The sequence below is a fragment of the Cohnella sp. OV330 genome (genome assembly GCF_900112065.1).
Classification (GTDB): Bacteria; Bacillota; Bacilli; order Paenibacillales; family Paenibacillaceae; genus Cohnella.
The window spans coordinates 123,509-139,774 of sequence record NZ_FOKE01000010.1 but is presented as its reverse complement, the minus strand read 5'-3'; the positions used below and the strand labels follow the sequence as shown (position 1 = coordinate 139,774).

The following is a 16,266-nucleotide window of genomic DNA, read 5'->3' as shown; positions in this document are numbered from 1 at the left end:
ACGCGGATTGGTCAGCCCGTCCGCGTTTGGCCGGCGTTCCGCTGCGCTGCCGACGTACAGAAAAGGAGCGTTACCACGGAAATGACCAACATTCACGCGATCGTTTTTGAACAAGAAAACACGGTAGGCTTCGGCACTTTTACGCTGCCCGCAATGAAGCCGGATCAAATGCTCGTCAAGACGCGCTACACCTTCGTCTCCAGCGGAACGGAAACCCGCGTTCTGGGCGGCCACTATGGCGCTTCGGGCAAATTCCCGCTCATCCCGGGGTACGCCGCAGTCGGCGAAGTGGTCGAAATGGGGGAGGCCGTAAAAGGCTACCGCGTAGGCGATTATTTGAGCTACAATCCGCAGGTAGGTCCGGCGGGCATTCATGCGCAATGGGGCGGGCAGGCGAGCTTCCATCTCGTCGGGATGGGCGATAAGGCGATCGTCTTGCCGAAAGGCGCCGATCCTTCGGACTACGTCGCGAGCCAAGTCGCGGCAATCAGCTTGAGAGGCGTCATGGCGGCGCAACCCCAGCCGGACGAGTGCGCGGTGGTGATCGGACAGGGCGCGATCGGAGCCTTCTCCGCCGGTTTCCTGGTCGGCAAGGGCTGCCGGGTCATCGCGGTCGACCTCTCCGAATCCAGGCTTCAGCGCTCGCTAAGCTATGGCGTGCATGCCCGCGTCCAAGCCGCCGACCCGGATGTCGCCGAGCGAATCCTTGCTTATTGCGACGGCGGAGCGAACATCGTCGTCGAGGCCTCGGGCTCCAAGCAAGGGGCGGCGCTTGCGCATAAGCTGATTCGCAGAACGCCCAATACCTACCGGGATCCGAATGCGTACTACGTGAACCCGATGTCCGGGCTGGTCAATCACTGGCCGCGTATCGTCTACCAGGCTAACTATCTGGACCGGCTGAGCCTGGATCCCAGACTCGACCTGAATTCGGAGGGCGTTCTTCTTCTGATGCCCGGGGACAGGGGGCTGGAGGATCGGCTGAACGCGGTGGAGGCCATTCGGAGCAAGCTGATCGACCCCCGGCATTATATCGATCAAGTTGTTCCCTATACGGAAGCGCCGGCCGCGTACGAGCAATTGCGTTTGCAGCCGGATCAAGTCTTCTCGGTCGTCTTCGATTGGAGGAGCGAATGAATCAGATGGTTAACAAGCAAACGGCGGAAGCGTTCGTGCTCATCAGAGAAGAACCGTCGCCTCTTCGTTATCGGCCCTTGCGCGGGCAAGCATTGGACTTGCGCAGCCATTCGGACCCGTCGCATCCGGACAATGCTCGTTACGAAGAAGGCAAGGACTACGTTGTCGATTATGACGAGGGGTGGATTCGCCGCGAGAGGGGGAGCCGGATTCCGGACGGTTCTCATCATCCCATATACGGCATGCGGCCCTTCGACCAAGCGACCTATCCCGATTACAGCAATCGCGCTTATACGGTTTACGCGGATTATGCGATCGAAGCCGGGCAAGTAGAAGCAGCCGTTACGGCCGCCGACGTCGAACGCTCCGGGTTGCTCGAGCGAACGATCCGTAAACTAGCGAATGGAGAAGAAGCCACTTACGTCGTCTACGGAGATAGCATCAGCGCCGGCGGCGAAGCGAGCGAGCCGAGATTGGCTTATTACAATCGGTTTGCGGATCAGCTTGGACGTTTATTCCCGAGAGGGCGGTTAAGCGTCGTTAACAAGTCGATCGGCGGAGAGGCGAGCGTCGGCGGCGCTAAACGGGTGGATGCCGACGTTGTTCCGTTACGGCCGGATTTGGTGTCCATCGGCTACGGCATGAACGACCAGTACAAACTCGACGACGGAAATAGCGTATCGCTCGAGGACTTTGAGAAGAACCTTCGCCATATGATCGATACGATTCGCGAGGCGTGCGACAGCGACATCGTATTGGTAACGCCTTGCGAGCCGAATCCGAACTGGCTGTATGCAAGCGGCGATATCCCTCATTACGCCGATACCGTACGCCGGTTGGGCCGGGCGTACGGCATCGGAGTGGCCGACGCGCATGCGTTATGGCGGGAGGAGCTTGCCGCCGGCAAAACGCCGGAGAGCCTGCTCCTCAATAATATTAATCATCCCAACGATTACGGCCATTGGATTTATAGTCGCGCATTTTCGATTATGTTGAATACCGCAAGCGGCTTCCCGCGCGAACCGGTAGAATGTCCCCCTATCGTAGCGGACAACTAAAACGAATCCCGTCCCCGCCTTGACGCACATGCACGGACCGGTCCGGCAGGACGATCTCGAGCCTCGCCTCGACCGGAGCGGATACGGTTATCTCAAACTGTCTCTGTTCGCCGATCTCCCAAGCTACGCTGACGATGCCCTTCGGCGTCGCGACGTCCCCGGACGCGCGCGTCAGGTAGCCCGGCTGCGGCGCGATTCGGATCGTAGCGCAGCCGGGAGCGATTGGGGCGACGCCGAGTATCCGGGCGCTGAATTCATAGAGAGGGACGGCGCCCCAAGCATGGCAATCGCTTCGCTGGCTCACCGGATCCTCCACCCATGAGGTGAGTCCCAGCGCGGCCAGGTCTCTCCAGATGTCCCACAACTCGAAGGATCGTTCGTACGCGTCGGCGCGCTCCAAAGCCCGGAACAGGAAAAAGGACATGGCGTAGGACACCTTGGCCAGCTGCCGGTTTTCCAGCGTGCGCGCCATCAACTGCTTGGCGGCTTCCCCTTGAACCGCACCCGCGAGCACGGCCCAGATCTGCGCATGCTGGCTGTACGCCTCGATCCCGGGCGCGTCCTGATACAGTCCGAGCGTCGCCGAATAGCTGGTGCGATTAACGGTCCGGATCAGATCCTCGGCGCGGGACCTGTATTCGTCGCCGCCGTCTTTTCGGCCCAGCGCGTCCTGCAGCTCGGCCGCCAGTTTCAACGAGGCGGCGTACATCAGATTGTAGATGATATTGCTGCCCTGCCGCGAAGCCGTCGGCACGCCCCGCAGCTCCCGCCACTCTTCGACCCAGTCCACGTAAGACCAATAGTTCGAGGGCATCGGACCCAACAGGCCGCCGGCATCCAGCCTTTGATTGAACCATTCCAGTACGCCGTCGATCGTAGGCATGTACGTCCGGACCAGCGACGGATCCCCGAAGTACAGGTAATGGTCATGGACCATCATGATCCAGTGCAAGGAAAAGCCGGGGATCACCTGCGGCAGCATCGACGGGTAACGACTTTGGAGCATGCCGTTCGGCAGCCTGGAGCTGTGGAAGTCGAATATCGCCTTCCGGGCCAGGCATCGTCGCCGCTCAGCTGGTAGGTGAACAGAATCTGCAGCCTCGTATCCATCGCGTATTGCAGCTGTTCGTAATAAGGACAATCCTCGTACGTGTCGTGCATGCAGCGTCTCAGCGTGTTGACGCTGATGTCCCAGAGCGGCTGCAGGCTGGCATCCGAGCCGGAGAAGCTGGCTTTGACCGCCAGCGGATAGCCCGTTTCCCTGTAATCAAACGATAGAACGGTCAGCGGTTCCTCGGCCGTCTCGATCTCCAGCGCCACGTACCGGAACGTTCGGAACAAGAACGGTTCGTACGCTTCCGGCCGCTCCGCCGTACCGTATCCGCCTGCTTCGTAGCGATCGAAGACGCCGATCAGCGTGCCGGCGGCATCGTCCCTGACGCCTTTGACATAGGTGCCGGACGTCTCGTCGTATTGCCGATAGCATTCGGCGTAGAGCAGCTTCGCCTTGGCGTTTTTTCCGCCGGCCATCGCTAAGACGGGATAGCCGGTAGTCAGCTCGCCCGCGTCAAGCTCGAGGACGACGCTTTGGCGGGGGCCAAGCGTGAACGGACGCTTCAAGCCGCCAGTACCGACCTGCGGGCCGAGGTCGGTACGGCTGGTCTTCGTCACCGCCGCAAAGGCGCGCTCCTCCTCGTAGAGCGTCGGAATATCGCGCGGCGTCAGCGTCCAGGGATTTAACTGGCCGTAGACCGGATCCTCGTACTGGCTCACCTCCACGGCAGGGCGCCAGTCGGCATCCGCATAGTCCGCCGTCGTCCAGCCCAGCATGCGCTGGTGACCGGCCGCGTTTTCCGTACCGCCCGCGAAGCCCGTCTCCCAGTCGGTCACCTCGAAGACGATGGCCGTCTCTTGCAGACAGCGCCAGCGCTCGTCGGTATGCAGCTTGACGATCGTTCTGCCCGCTCGATCCGTGACTTCCCCGGACAGAAAAAAACCTCCGCGGTTCGCTCTCGAGACGGATATGGGCCCTTCCATGCCGTGAAAATGAACGGCGCGGGCGGCAATCGCGTTGCGTCCTTCGCGCAGGTACGGGGAACAGTCGACCTCCTCGTAATATTGAGTATGGCTGTCTCCCTTGCCGGGGCCCCGCGATACCGGAACGCCGTTGACGTACAACCGATAGCGGCTGTCCGCGGAGACCCTGACTCGCAGCTCGGCGTCCGCGGCATCTTCCAGTTCGAAGCTTCTGCGGAAGTAGATTTGCTCCTGCAGCCCTTTTCCTTTGATGACCTGCTCCTCATGCAGCCAGATCCACCGGGTTTCCTTCATGGCGTCGTCGCTCAATCTCTTTTGCCTCCGGATTGTAAAATTTTATAAATAATATAAACGAGGCGTGCACCCGCTTTCAATACAACGCATCACGGCCAGCGCCCGAGCCATACCGCCGGACGTACAGATCAACGATGTACCAGTAAAGGACAAGATCCTCTTATACCAGCCTATCGAAAGATACCGTATGTTTAAGGGTAACTTGAATGCCGGCGAGGTGAGGGGATACGAGAGCCGCGATCCGTTCGATCCGCTTGGGCTACAAAAAATCCGTGCGGTACCGGTTGACGCTTTTTTTTATTCTGGCGATTTTGCCGCTGATCCTAGTGAGCCTGTACTCGATCGGGAAGTCCCAGCGCATTCTCGAGGAGCAATCCGGCGAACAGACGAGGGCGGCGATGGCGTCTTCGCTCGCTTATATCGATCAATTCATGTCGAGCATGAACCACTTGTCCTTGTTGATCTCGAACGACGCCGAGCTGAACGAGCTCCTGCGTCCGGATGCCGATCCCTCCCAGCAGATCATCGACGCGCAGCAGATATTGAGGCGGCTGAAAAACTTTTTGTTGGCTGAAAAATCGATATCGGATTTATGGATTCTAGACGCGGATATGGGGTTGGTGCTGTCCGTCAAGGACGGGGGCAAACGAATCGATTATAAAGACCGGGATTGGTATCGCCTGACCGTCGAAAATGCGGGAGGTCCGGCCTTGCTAAGCAACCTTAATGCGAAAATGCCCGAGCAGGAAGGCGTCTACGATCCGCTTGATCTCCCGGACAGCATGACGATTACGCGCGGAATGTCGGCCAATTCGCTTCGGCCCAGTCCGCATGCGCTCGGCGTTGTGATCGATTTGAGTACGTTCGTGGATTTCGCCAAGGAGCTGCTAAAAGGGAATGACGCCAGCCTGTACTTGATGAACATGAGTCAGGAGTTGATCGTCTCGTCCAATGGCGATTCGGCGATTCCTTACGACATACCGGACAACGACCAGGCCTACTTCGAGAGACGCGACGCAGAGCTGGGCCGTTCGATGTTCGTCACGAAGGTTCGTTCGGACGAATCCGGATGGTCCATGGTACTCGCGCAGCCCAAGCGCAATCTAACCGAAAAGTCGAGCCTGCTCCAGCGGTTCATCTACGGCGTGATCGGGATCAGCTGCCTGCTCGCGCTCAGTATCGCGTGGATTGTTTACACCGGTATTTCCGCGCCGCTGCGCAATTTGCTGTCCGGCATCCGGGAGCTCGCGCGCGGCAACCTCAAGGTACAGCTCAAGCACGACCGGATCGACGAATTCGGCGCGCTGACCGAATCGTTCAATCTGATGGCGGAGCAGCAAAAGCGGTACGTCGACGATATCTTCGAGCATCAAGTCGAGAAGACGCGAACCGAGCTGAAATTTTTGCAATCTCAAATCAACCCGCATTTTCTGTACAATACCCTCGATTCCATCCATGCAAGCGCCGTAAACTACGATGCCGACGAGATCTGCGAGATGGTGCTTTGCCTCTCCAGCTTCTTCAGATTAAGCCTGAACAAAGGCCGGGAAAGCTTCACGCTGGCGGAAACGGTCGAGCATCTGGGCTACTATATTCGGATTCAAGAGCTGCGATTTACGGACCATTTCCAATCCCGGCTTGATATTCCCGACGATTGCAAAGACTTGTACGTCCTCAAGCTCATCTTGCAGCCGTTGGTTGAAAACGCAGTCATTCACGGGCTCGAGAAATCTCCGCCGGGCGGGAAGCTGATCGTATCGGCATGGCGCACGGAAAACCTGCTGTATCTGAGCGTTTACAACAGCGGGCGGTTGATCGAGCCTCAGCAGTTGACGCGCATCCAGGACGCCCTTGCGGAGATCACCACCGCGTATCTTGAAAAATACAAGCCGTCGCCGGATTACTTCGGCATGCTGAACGTGCTTTGCAGGCTCAAGCTGTATTACGGAGACGATGCCGGCATGCGAATCGAGAGCAATGAGGAAGAAAGGACAAAGGTTACGATCTGGCTGCCCTTGGACGCTTGCCTGAGCCCTACGCCGAGCAAATAAGGAGGACGACGACATGTTCTATCTGATGATCGTGGAGGACGAGCTCAAGCTGCAGAACAACCTGGCTTACAACATGGGCTGGGAGGCGCATGGCATCGAGGTCGTGGGGGCCGCGGCCAGCGGAGAGGAGGCGCTGCTCCTGATCCCGCTCCGCAAGCCGGATCTCATGATCGTCGATATCGAGATGCAGGGGATGGACGGCCTGCAGCTGATGCAGGCCGTGCGCGAGATCGACCCGGACATCCGCTTCATCGTGCTGAGCGGACACGACGACTTCGAGTTCGTGCAGAAGGCGCTTCGCTGCAACGCGGACAACTACCTGCTCAAGCCCGCGGGCAATCCGGACGTGGTGGCGGCGGTGCTCGAGTCGACCGAGCGGATCAAGGCGGAGAGGGCGCAAAAGTACGGCATGGAGCTGCTTCAGCAAAGGTGGAAGGAGCACCTTCCCGCGCTGCAAAAAAGCTTTTTGCAGCGTTGGGTGAAGGGGGCCGCGACGGATGCGGACATGGAGAAAGCGGCGGACGAATTCATGCTGGCGCCTCTCTCGGAGCCGGACAGGCTCTACTTGGCCGCGGTCGTGGACCTGGACCCGGCCGCGGAGTCGCCGTCGGCGTCGGTTTCGACTTTGGCTTCGGCGGAGACGGAGCGAGAGACGGATAAAGAGCGGGATTCGCAGTGGTTGCAGTCGTCGCTGCATTCTTTGGTCGCGGCGTATTTCGAAGGAACCGGCTGCTTTTCGTTTATGGATGAAAACGGAGCGACGGTGGCCGTCTTCCCCGGCGACGGAGAGGAGGAGGAGCAGTGGCTGTACCGGATCAATATCGGCATCGTGAAGCTCCAGGAAGTCGTCCTGGATTGCCTGAAGGCCACGGCGAGCGCGGGCATCGGACGCCCGGCGAAGCGCGGCGGCGTTCACGTATCGTACCGCCAGGCGAAGAGCGCGCTGCTGGAGCGGTACATGTATGGGCACAACCTGGTCATCCCCTTCGCGAACGCCGGCGCCGGCCCGAGGGAGGAAGCCCTGCTGCCGGACGCGGAGCTTGAGCGCAGGCTGCTGCTCGCGTTGGAGTCGGGCGACGCCGCCAAGGCGCAGCAGCTCGTCATGCAGTGGTACAAGGAGTGTTGCGAGCCCGCCGCTTCGGCGGACCTTTTGCTCGATCCGGTGCTGTTCATGTACGGCTTGCTGACCCGCTACATCCATGCCCAAGGTTGGTCGGTCCGGGAAGTCGCCGCCCAGGAGCTGGCAGTCATCCGCGACCCGGACGAGCTGGCTCGCCAAGAGCATCTTGCGGCCTGGGCCGGAAGAGCAATCGACAAAATACTGGCGTATGCGGACAAACAGCGCGTATCGAAGCGTCATCGGTTCATCGACGAGCTGATGGCCATCGTCGAGCAATCCCTGGACCAGGATATCGGCCTCCACGAGATCGCCGACCGCCTGTACGTCAGCCCCCCGTATCTCAGCAGACTGTTCAAGAAAGAAACCAAAATGACCTTTTCCGCCTATATTCACGATAAAAAGATGCAAAAAGCAAAGGAGCTGCTGCAAGAGGGCGCCAAGGTATACGAAGCCTCTCGCCTGATCGGGTACCGGGACATCAGCTATTTCACGCGGCTGTTCCGAAAATATTGGGGCGTCATGCCGAGCGAGGTATCCCGCTCCCGGACGACCGAAGAGCATGGAACCGCATGAACATGCAGAGGGGGGCTGTCCGAAAGTCATATTTTTGACTTTTAGGACGACTTTTTTGTATATAGCGCCTCTTCGCCCCGGTTGGCGCGAGATCTCGCAAAGTGGCACTCTATAGCGCCTCTTCGCCCCAGTTGGAGTAAGATCCCGCAAAGTGGCTCTATATAGCGCCTCTTCGCCTCGGTTGCCGACGAGATCCGGCAATGTGACGCTATATAGCGCCTCTTCGCCTCGGTTGGCGGCGAGATCCGGCTATATGGGTCTATACGAGCTATCGAGTTCAGTAGGGGCTACTCCGACAGTCACATGGGCGCTCGCGCGGTCCGCCCGCCAGTCCCGGCCCGGTTTGCCTTTTGTGTCGCTCCCTCGTCCTGCCGAGCAGCAGCGCACAGCCAAAGTGTTGACCTACGTCAACACATCCCGCCCCGCGGCAGCGCGAGCGTCCCAAGTGTTGACCTACGTCAACACATCCCGCCCTGCGGCAGCGCGAGCGTCCCAAGTGTTGACCTACGTCAACACATCCCGCCCTGCGGCAGCGCGCACAGCCCATGTGTTGACCTACGTCAACACATCCCGCCCCGCGGCCGCCCTTTTTACGCCGGCTTAACAAAAGTCATTTTCTTCAGCCGTTGAGGTTATAGGATTCACCTATTGCCGGCGGGAAGCCTGAATTATAATTTCCTCAACAAGCGAAGGAGGGGTGCTGACACTTGTACATCGCGAAGGTCTGGAAGTATCGCTTTCTCTACCTGCTCCTGCTGCCGGGACTGATTTATTTCATCGTCTACAAATACTTGCCGATGTTCGGTTTGGTAATCGCATTCAAAGATTATAGCGCCTTCCAGGGATTCATGGACAGCCCTTGGGTGGGTCTGCGGCACTTCCGCACCATCTTCGACTCGCCCGACATGGTCCGCATTTTTTTCAACACCCTGTACTTGAACGCGCTCCAGCTGCTGTTCGCGTTTCCAGCAGGCATCGTGATGGCGCTCATGCTGAACGAAGTCAAGAACACCGTCTTCAAGAGAACGGTACAATCGATCGTTTACCTTCCTCACTTCGTGTCCTGGATCGTCGTCGTCAGTATCGCGCTCACCGTACTCGGCAGCGAAGGCATCCTCAACTCCCTGCTCGAGGCGTTGGGTTTCCAGCCCATCAACTTTCTGACGTCGCCCAATTGGTTCATGCCGCTGATTACGCTTGAAGGAATGTGGAAGGAGACGGGCTGGGGTACGATCATCTTTTTGGCAGCGCTATCAGGCATCAATCCGAACCTGTACGAGGCGGCCGTCATCGACGGAGGGAACCGCTGGCAGTTGATTCGTTTCATTACCCTTCCTTCGCTGCGAGGGACGATCGCCATTCTGCTCATCCTGCAGATGGGACATGTGCTCGATACGGGCATCGAACAAATTTTGCTCATGGTGAACTCTCTGACCAAGGGAGTCGGCACCACCTTGGATCTATACGTGTTCCAGAAAGGGATCGAGGGCGCGGATTACAGCTTCGCTACCGCGTTCGGCTTGTTCAAGAGCCTGATCGGCCTGGTCTTGATCCTAGGCGCCAACCGCTTGGCAAAGAAAGTCGGAGAAGAAGGCGTATTTTAAGACGAAAGGAGGAAATGAGGTTGTACCGCAAATCATTAAGCGAAAAAACGTTCGATGGGAGCATTATCCTGCTGCTCGTGCTGACTTCCTTGCTCATGCTCTTTCCGTTTTACTACATGATCGTGATCTCGTTCTCCTCTTACGACGATTATATGAGACACGGCGTCATGCTGTGGCCGAAGCAGTGGGTGCTGGATGCCTATCGTTCCATCTTCGAGTCCCGTGCCTTTGTCCGCTCGATCGGAAGCACCGTATTCGTGACCGTCGCCGGAACCTTGGTGGACTTGATCATGACATCCTCGATGGCCTACGCGCTGTCCCGGGACATTCCCGGCCGAAAGTTCTTTAACATGATGGTGGTATTCACCTTCCTGTTCGGCGGGGGGATGATTCCGACGTATCTCATTATCAAGTCCACCGGGTTGATCGATACGTACTGGGCGCTCATCGTCCCAGGCTGCATCAGCGCCTTTAACCTGATCATCATCCGGCAGTTTTTCCGGGGCATTCCGAACGAGCTGAACGACGCCGCGCTCATCGACGGAGCGAGCGAGGTCAAGATTTTCGTATTAATCGTCCTCCCGTTGTCCAAGCCGGTGCTCGCCGCTTTCTCGCTGTTCTACGCGGTTGGCCACTGGAACACCTTTTTCGACGCGATTCTGTACTTGAACGACTCCACGAAGTGGACGCTCCAGGTCGTCCTTCGCCAGCTCGTCATCCTGGGCAATGTCTCGGATACCCTCCATCAATCTCCGGAAGCGAGAATGACGCAGCTCGAGCACCAGACGCCGCCTGAAACAATCGGCATGGCGGCCGTGCTCGTGGCCACGATCCCCATCCTGCTTTTGTATCCGTTTCTGCAAAAGCACTTTGCCAAGGGGGTGATGCTCGGTTCGATCAAGGGCTAGCTCGTTTCAGCGAAGAGACGCCGGTTTCATTGAGGACAAATCTACTAATCGGAGGGTCCACATGAAAAAGAAAAACGCAAGCTTGCTGCTCATGCTTTCCCTATCGCTGGGCGTAACCGCTTGTTCCGCTAACAAGGAAGAAACTCAGCCGACCAGCTCGAGCGCCAGTACCGGCACCGCCCCGGCTGCGAGCTCCGCAAGCGCGACGGCTTCGCCAAGCGCGGACCCTGCTGCCAAGAAGCTCGATATCTCGCTGTTCGAAGGCGTGTGGTCCGCCATTCCGGATCCGAACGGAGCAGGCATTCAGGCGATCAACGAGAAGTTCAACGTTAATTTCAAAGCGAACCTGGTCCCTTTCGACCAAGGCGGACAGAAGATGGCCGTGCTCATGGCTTCGGGCGATATGCCGGATTTCGTAGGCCTTGGAGGCGCAGATCCCAGCTACCTGAAGTGGGCGAAGCAGGGTGCCTTCCTGCCGCTGAACGACTATATCGACAAGTATCCGGTGCTGCAGCTCATTCCCAAGACCGCTTGGGACTCCGTTACGGTAGACGGCAACATCTACGCCATTCCCCGGTTTTTCACGACCAAATACAGGAACGTGCCGATCATCCGGAAGGACTGGCTCGACAAACTCAACCTGCAGATGCCGACGACCTACGAAGAACTGCTGAACGTAGCCAAAGCCTTCACCTTCAACGATCCCGACGGCAACGGGAAGGACGATACCTATGGATTCGTCATGGCCAACGGCTTGGATAACGAGATGGCCATGGGCTCCGGCTTCTACAGCGATACCTGGTCGATGAAAAACGACAAAGGCCAGTATCTCCCGGGCATAATCACGGACGCCAGCAAGCAGCGCATCCAGTTCCTTCGCGACGCGTTCAAAGCGGGCGTCGTCCCCAAGGATTGGCCGGTACTGACTTATAAGGACAACCGGACGACGTTCTATAGCGGCAAGGCCGGTATTTATTACGATGGCACGCCAGGCAACAAGGGCTTGTTCGATCAGCTGCTCAAGGCGGATCCGAACGCGGTCGTGGAGACCATCCCGCCATTCAAGGCGCCGGACGGCTCGCAGGCGCTGCCGGGTCTGAGCGGCTGGTACCAGATGTATTCGCTGAACGGCAAGCTCAAGAATGATCCCGACAAAGTCGACCGCATCTTGAGCATGATCAACTATTTCGCTACCTTCATCCCCCCCGAGCAGCAGAACGAGAACAATCCCGATTTCGACTGGAAAAACGGCGGCGTCGGAAAAGGCTATACGATGGAGAACGGCGTCGCGGATTACCCGGAAGCTTCCTTGAGCCTGCGTCCGAAGTCGTATCTGGAGATCGCGGAGTGGGCGCCTAGCGACGAAGCGCTGCAGGTCGAGAAGAAGGCGATTAATCCGATTCAAAAGGCTTACGCCGAAAAATCGGTGAAGCTGTGGTCTACGCCCGGCATGACGTATATCAATCCGGTATTCAGCATTCATTCGGACTTGTACGATACGAAGTTCTGGGAACTGAACACGAAGCTGATCGACGAACAAACGAAAATGATCGTCGGCAATACTTCTATGGACAATTGGGATAAGATGGTCCAGGACTTCCTCAAAAACGGCGGACAGGATGTCATCGACGAAGTGAACCAAAAGATGCAGGAAGCCGGCGCAGAACCGGTATACAAGTAAAGTTTCAAGCAATCGGGAGGGAGGGACGCTATCGGGTTCCTCCCTTTTCTCCGGATTCTTGTCGGATCAGAGAGGATGAACAAATAATGGCGAACTACTTGGAGCTCGATCTGGACAGCGTGGCCCGCATCGGGCTCATGTACCTGGACGGCGATCAATTCGAGGACGTGCAGCTAGACCGCCACGGCGATACGGACTATGACTTCGAGCGATTCGCGAACGTGAAGAACGATTTGACCCGATTGGAAAATATCAATCCTCGTCTGGCTGTCTGTGCCGTCCTCTGGCAGTTCCATCCGAAAAATCCGCGCCTCGCCGTCCCCGTCGTCGTCGGCAAGTCCTTGCCCCCGGAAGGCTGGGCGCGTACGCCCGCCTGCGCGGAGATGATGCGGACGCGGGACAGCGGCGCGCCGCAGACGAGGAAGCGGGATGCAGATCTGACCTCCACGTACTATCCGGTCAAAAACAGCGACGACGAGATCGTCGGCGTGCTGGAGCTGCTGCAAGGCATGACCTATATCGAGGACCTATAAGGAGACCGGCGATGAACATCTACTTGCTTAAGGACTACGTGCGCGTTGACGGGGTTACGGGGGCGTTTATCGAAAAGGAAGGCCGCGAGGAATTCGAGACGTTCGAGCTGGAGCTGGAGCTGCATACCGCGATGAACCAATACGTCTCGTTTCAGGTGATCTTCGATACCGAAGGGGAAGCGATCGCGTCGTCCGACCTGTCGTTCGGCGAGCTGCAAGGACCCGGCGGCGCGTTGGTGCCGGATACGGAAGTGTTCGTCGAATGGTTCCACGAGACCGTGGGCTGCGCGGTTCCCGATTGTCTCGTGCCGCTGTCCGCGGAACGGCCCTTCCGCGTCCCGCAGGACGACGTCTACTTGCCGGGACAGAAGGTCGGCGCGCTCTGGGTGGATTGGTTCGTGCCGAAGGGGCTCGTGCCGGGCGAATATGCGGGGACGGTTCGCGCGCAAGCGAACGGTTCGGCGAAGGAATTCGGGCTGCGCCTCGTCGTTCACGCCGTTACCGTGCCCGACAAGAGCCTGATGACGGCGGATCTGAATGCGTATGCGGATTCCATTTCCCCCGTATTCCCTCATCTCGCCGCCAATCCCAACCGGTACGACGACGGCAGCTTTTTCGAAATGGAGAAGCAGGTCGTGGCGATGTCCCGCGAGCATCGGGCGCTGTATCACAACTTGGGCTACAAGCATTCGGGCATCGTCGTTCCCTCCTTCGCGCCGGAGCTGGAGGGAGAAGGGAAAAACATTCGGGTCAAGTCCTGGGAACGGTTCGATCGACACTTCGGTCCTTATCTCGACGGCTCGGCCTTCCGCGGATCGCGCAGAGGTGCGTATCCGATCGAATATTTGTACCTGCCCTTCCATATGAATTGGCCCGCCCGCTTCGAGAAGTGGGGGAAGAAGGGCTTCCGAACCGAAGTGCGCCGCATCATGGCGGAGTTCGTGCGTCACTTCGAGGAGATGGGTTGGACCGAGACCGGCTTCGAGATTTTTCTGAACCATAAGAAGCATTATCGCTTCTACCCGTTCACGCTCGACGAGATCTGGTACGAGCACGACGAGGAGCCGTTCGAGGCGTACTGCGACATCATCAAGGAAACGTACGACGCGACGGGCGTCCGCTTCCTGTTCCGGACCGACGAGAGCAATTATTACGGCGTTCATGCGCAGAACCACTATGCGGACTTTTGCGACCTGTGGGTCGTCAATACGGGGATGTTCAGCTGGTTCCCGGAGGCCGCCGACAACCTGAAGCAGAAGGGCAAGACGGTCTGGCTCTACGGCGGCGTCCTGCGCGGGCTCTCCGACAGCTTCGTCACGCAGTTCACCTCGCCGATGCACGCGTTCATGGCGGACGTCGACGGCTTCTGCGTCTGGAACGCCTTCGGCCACGGCGCGAGCGATTATCTGAAGGCGCCCGTCTCGGACGAGATCATCATGTATCCCGGCGTCCGCTTCGGCCTCGAGGCTCCGCTGCCCTCCATCCGGCTGAAGTTCATGCGCAATACGATGCAGCTGGCCGACGCGATGATGGGCGCGAACGGCTTCGACATCGAGAGCAAATACGGCTTGAAGCGCAAGGTCAAAGATATCGTGAACAAGCACTATGGCTTCGAGAGCGACGGCGGCTGGTGGAAGGACACGCCCGACTTCGTCGACACGCCGCCTCGCTACTGGGATTTCGGCCGCGACGGCGAAGTCGACAAGGCTTGCTCGCCGGCGCCTGCCGCGGGCAAGTCGCCGCGGATGATGGATCGGCTCCGGCAGGAGGTGCTCGCCTACCTCGGTTCGACCGGATTATTCGAATGAGGGGAGGCGACGGGCGGCATGAAAATGAAACGGTACGTGGTCAGGCCTAAAGTGATCGACGACGTGCTGGACAATCCCGGCATCGGCTTCATGACCTTTCAGCGGTTCAACGGCGACAAGCTGAACGAAGGCAACGGCTGGACCGAAGGCTTCCCGATCGAATACCAGCCGGCAGGCGGGGATCTGTCCAACGAGCGGCATCCCGGCACGACGATCGCTTATTTCCGGCTTTACTGGCGGTTCCTCGAGATCGCGCCGGGACAATACGATTGGGCGCTGATCGATCGCGCGCTGTCCAAGGCCAAGGAGCGGGGCCAGACGCTCATGCTGCGAATCGCGCCTTACGGGGAATCGACGGAGAGGACGGACGTGCCGGACTGGTATCGCAAGCTTCCGGGCGTGACGGGGAACCCCATTCAGCCGAAATGGCTCGTCGATCCGGAAGACCCGCGATACGCCGAGTATTTCGGCGGCATGGTCCGTGCCTTGGGCCGGCGCTACGACGGCCATCCCGGTCTGGAAGCGGTCGACGTGTCCTTCGTCGGGCCGTGGGGAGAGGGCGAAGGCTCGGAGAAGCTGACGGACCGGACGCGGGAGGCCCTTGTCGACAGCTATGTCGACAGCTTCCGCGAGACGCCGCTGCTCATGCTCCTCACGGACGAGCGGACGAACCGGTACGCTTTGTCCCGCCGCGACGTCGGATTCCGGGCGGACTGTCTGGGCGATATGGGCGGCAGCTGGATCAACCTGATGGAAATTTTGCCGGGGAGCGCGAACGACTATCACGACGTGCCGCTCGACTGGTCTCATATGATGGACCACTATCCGCAGAAGATCATTCAGAATGGATTCCGGGACGCGTGGCAGAAGGCGCCGGTGTCGTTCGAGGTGTGTTGGGTCGTGCAGGACTGGTACGACCGGAAGTGGAATATCGATTATATCATCGACCAATCGCTTAAGTGGCATATCTCCACCTTCAACGCCAAGTCGTCCCCGATCCCGGAGGAATGGGAGCCGAACGTCAGGCGGTGGCTGAACCGGATGGGCTACCGTCTCGCGCTCCGCAAGCTGACCTACCCCTGCGTCGTCTGGCCCGGCGGCGAGATGACGATCGCGACATGGTGGGAAAACCTCGGCGTGGCGCCGTGCTACCGCAGGTACGAGCTGGCTGTGCGGCTAAAGAACGAGCAGGACGAAGTCGTACTGAAATCGGACGCGGATATTCGGGAGTGGCTGCCCGGCGACAATTTGCACGATCAGGCGCTCCGGCTCCCGGATGCGCTGCGGGCAGGGTACTATCAGGTGGCCGTCGGTCTGCTGGATCCGGCTGCCGGCGCGCCCGCCGTTCGGCTGGCGATCGAGGGCAGAGGCCCGGACGGCTGGTACGCGGTCGGCGGCATCGAGGTGCGGCATCGAAGCGAGGAGGTAGACGCAGCTGAACCTTTTTGAACTGGAAAACTAC

The 16,266-nt window shown here is 58.8% G+C and carries 12 protein-coding genes; 10 read left to right on the top strand and 2 right to left on the bottom strand.

Annotated features, from left to right (window positions below; all coding sequences use genetic code 11):
- The first annotated feature begins 81 nt into the window (after positions 1 to 81).
- Together BM235_RS22340 and BM235_RS22335 are read left to right on the top strand one after the other, a co-directional pair.
- On the top strand, positions 82 to 1,137 hold the full coding sequence (locus tag BM235_RS22340) for a zinc-binding dehydrogenase (protein WP_090116461.1): 1,056 nt from the start codon (positions 82 to 84) through the stop codon (positions 1,135 to 1,137).
- 5 nt (positions 1,138 to 1,142) lie between these two features.
- Complete coding sequence (locus tag BM235_RS22335; RefSeq protein ID WP_158543987.1) at positions 1,143 to 2,195, top strand: SGNH/GDSL hydrolase family protein; 1,053 nt, start codon at positions 1,143 to 1,145, stop codon at positions 2,193 to 2,195.
- Here BM235_RS22335 and BM235_RS32690 read toward each other — a convergent pair.
- Together BM235_RS32690 and BM235_RS22325 are read right to left on the bottom strand one after the other, a co-directional pair.
- Positions 2,176 to 3,201, bottom strand: a complete 1,026-nt coding sequence (locus BM235_RS32690) for an alpha-L-rhamnosidase-related protein (RefSeq protein WP_255374527.1) — start codon at positions 3,199 to 3,201, stop codon at positions 2,176 to 2,178. The two genes, BM235_RS22335 and BM235_RS32690, sit on opposite strands and share 20 nt — an antisense overlap.
- On the bottom strand, positions 3,162 to 4,541 hold the full coding sequence (locus BM235_RS22325) for an alpha-L-rhamnosidase N-terminal domain-containing protein (protein ID WP_090116458.1): 1,380 nt from the start codon (positions 4,539 to 4,541) through the stop codon (positions 3,162 to 3,164). Before BM235_RS22325 ends, BM235_RS32690 begins: the two co-directional genes overlap by 40 nt.
- A 239-nt stretch (positions 4,542 to 4,780) precedes the next feature.
- On the opposite strand from BM235_RS22325, the gene BM235_RS22320 reads away from it, so the two are divergent.
- From BM235_RS22320 to BM235_RS22285, 8 genes are all read left to right on the top strand, one after another.
- Complete coding sequence (locus tag BM235_RS22320; RefSeq protein WP_090116457.1) at positions 4,781 to 6,577, top strand: cache domain-containing sensor histidine kinase; 1,797 nt, start codon at positions 4,781 to 4,783, stop codon at positions 6,575 to 6,577.
- Positions 6,578 to 6,590: 13 nt separating this feature from the next.
- Positions 6,591 to 8,270, top strand: coding sequence for a response regulator (locus tag BM235_RS22315; RefSeq protein WP_090116456.1), 1,680 nt, complete (start codon positions 6,591 to 6,593; stop codon positions 8,268 to 8,270).
- A gap of 707 nt (positions 8,271 to 8,977) precedes the next feature.
- On the top strand, positions 8,978 to 9,874 hold the full coding sequence (locus tag BM235_RS22310; RefSeq protein ID WP_255374526.1) for an ABC transporter permease: 897 nt from the start codon (positions 8,978 to 8,980) through the stop codon (positions 9,872 to 9,874).
- 14 nt (positions 9,875 to 9,888) lie between these two features.
- Positions 9,889 to 10,782 carry a carbohydrate ABC transporter permease gene (locus BM235_RS22305; protein ID WP_090116455.1) on the top strand — a complete coding sequence of 298 codons (894 nt, stop codon included), beginning with the start codon at positions 9,889 to 9,891 and terminating at the stop codon, positions 10,780 to 10,782.
- 61 nt (positions 10,783 to 10,843) lie between these two features.
- Positions 10,844 to 12,463: an extracellular solute-binding protein gene (locus tag BM235_RS22300; protein WP_090116454.1), complete on the top strand. Its 1,620-nt coding sequence runs from the start codon at positions 10,844 to 10,846 to the stop codon at positions 12,461 to 12,463.
- A gap of 86 nt (positions 12,464 to 12,549) precedes the next feature.
- Entirely contained in the window at positions 12,550 to 12,996 is a 447-nt protein-coding gene (locus tag BM235_RS22295; protein ID WP_090116453.1) for a hypothetical protein, read from the top strand.
- 11 nt (positions 12,997 to 13,007) lie between these two features.
- Positions 13,008 to 14,804, top strand: coding sequence for a hypothetical protein (locus BM235_RS22290; protein WP_090116452.1), 1,797 nt, complete (start codon positions 13,008 to 13,010; stop codon positions 14,802 to 14,804).
- 18 nt (positions 14,805 to 14,822) lie between these two features.
- Positions 14,823 to 16,253, top strand: coding sequence for a DUF4832 domain-containing protein (locus BM235_RS22285; protein WP_090116451.1), 1,431 nt, complete (start codon positions 14,823 to 14,825; stop codon positions 16,251 to 16,253).
- Positions 16,254 to 16,266: the final 13 nt, after the last annotated feature.

Bases quoted from the DNA above. Each gene is read 5' to 3' on its own strand.
- BM235_RS22340 (WP_090116461.1), top strand. From the start codon at position 82: ATGACCAACATTCACGCGATCGTTTTTGAACAAGAAAACACGGTAGGC.
- BM235_RS22290 (WP_090116452.1), top strand. From the start codon at position 13,008: ATGAACATCTACTTGCTTAAGGACTACGTGCGCGTTGACGGGGTTACG.
- BM235_RS22335 (WP_158543987.1), top strand. From the start codon at position 1,143: ATGGTTAACAAGCAAACGGCGGAAGCGTTCGTGCTCATCAGAGAAGAA.
- BM235_RS22295 (WP_090116453.1), top strand. From the start codon at position 12,550: ATGGCGAACTACTTGGAGCTCGATCTGGACAGCGTGGCCCGCATCGGG.
- BM235_RS22285 (WP_090116451.1), top strand. From the start codon at position 14,823: ATGAAAATGAAACGGTACGTGGTCAGGCCTAAAGTGATCGACGACGTG.
- BM235_RS22305 (WP_090116455.1), top strand. From the start codon at position 9,889: ATGAGGTTGTACCGCAAATCATTAAGCGAAAAAACGTTCGATGGGAGC.
- BM235_RS22300 (WP_090116454.1), top strand. From the start codon at position 10,844: ATGAAAAAGAAAAACGCAAGCTTGCTGCTCATGCTTTCCCTATCGCTG.
- BM235_RS22315 (WP_090116456.1), top strand. From the start codon at position 6,591: ATGTTCTATCTGATGATCGTGGAGGACGAGCTCAAGCTGCAGAACAAC.
- BM235_RS32690 (WP_255374527.1), bottom strand. From the start codon at position 3,201: ATGCTCCAAAGTCGTTACCCGTCGATGCTGCCGCAGGTGATCCCCGGC.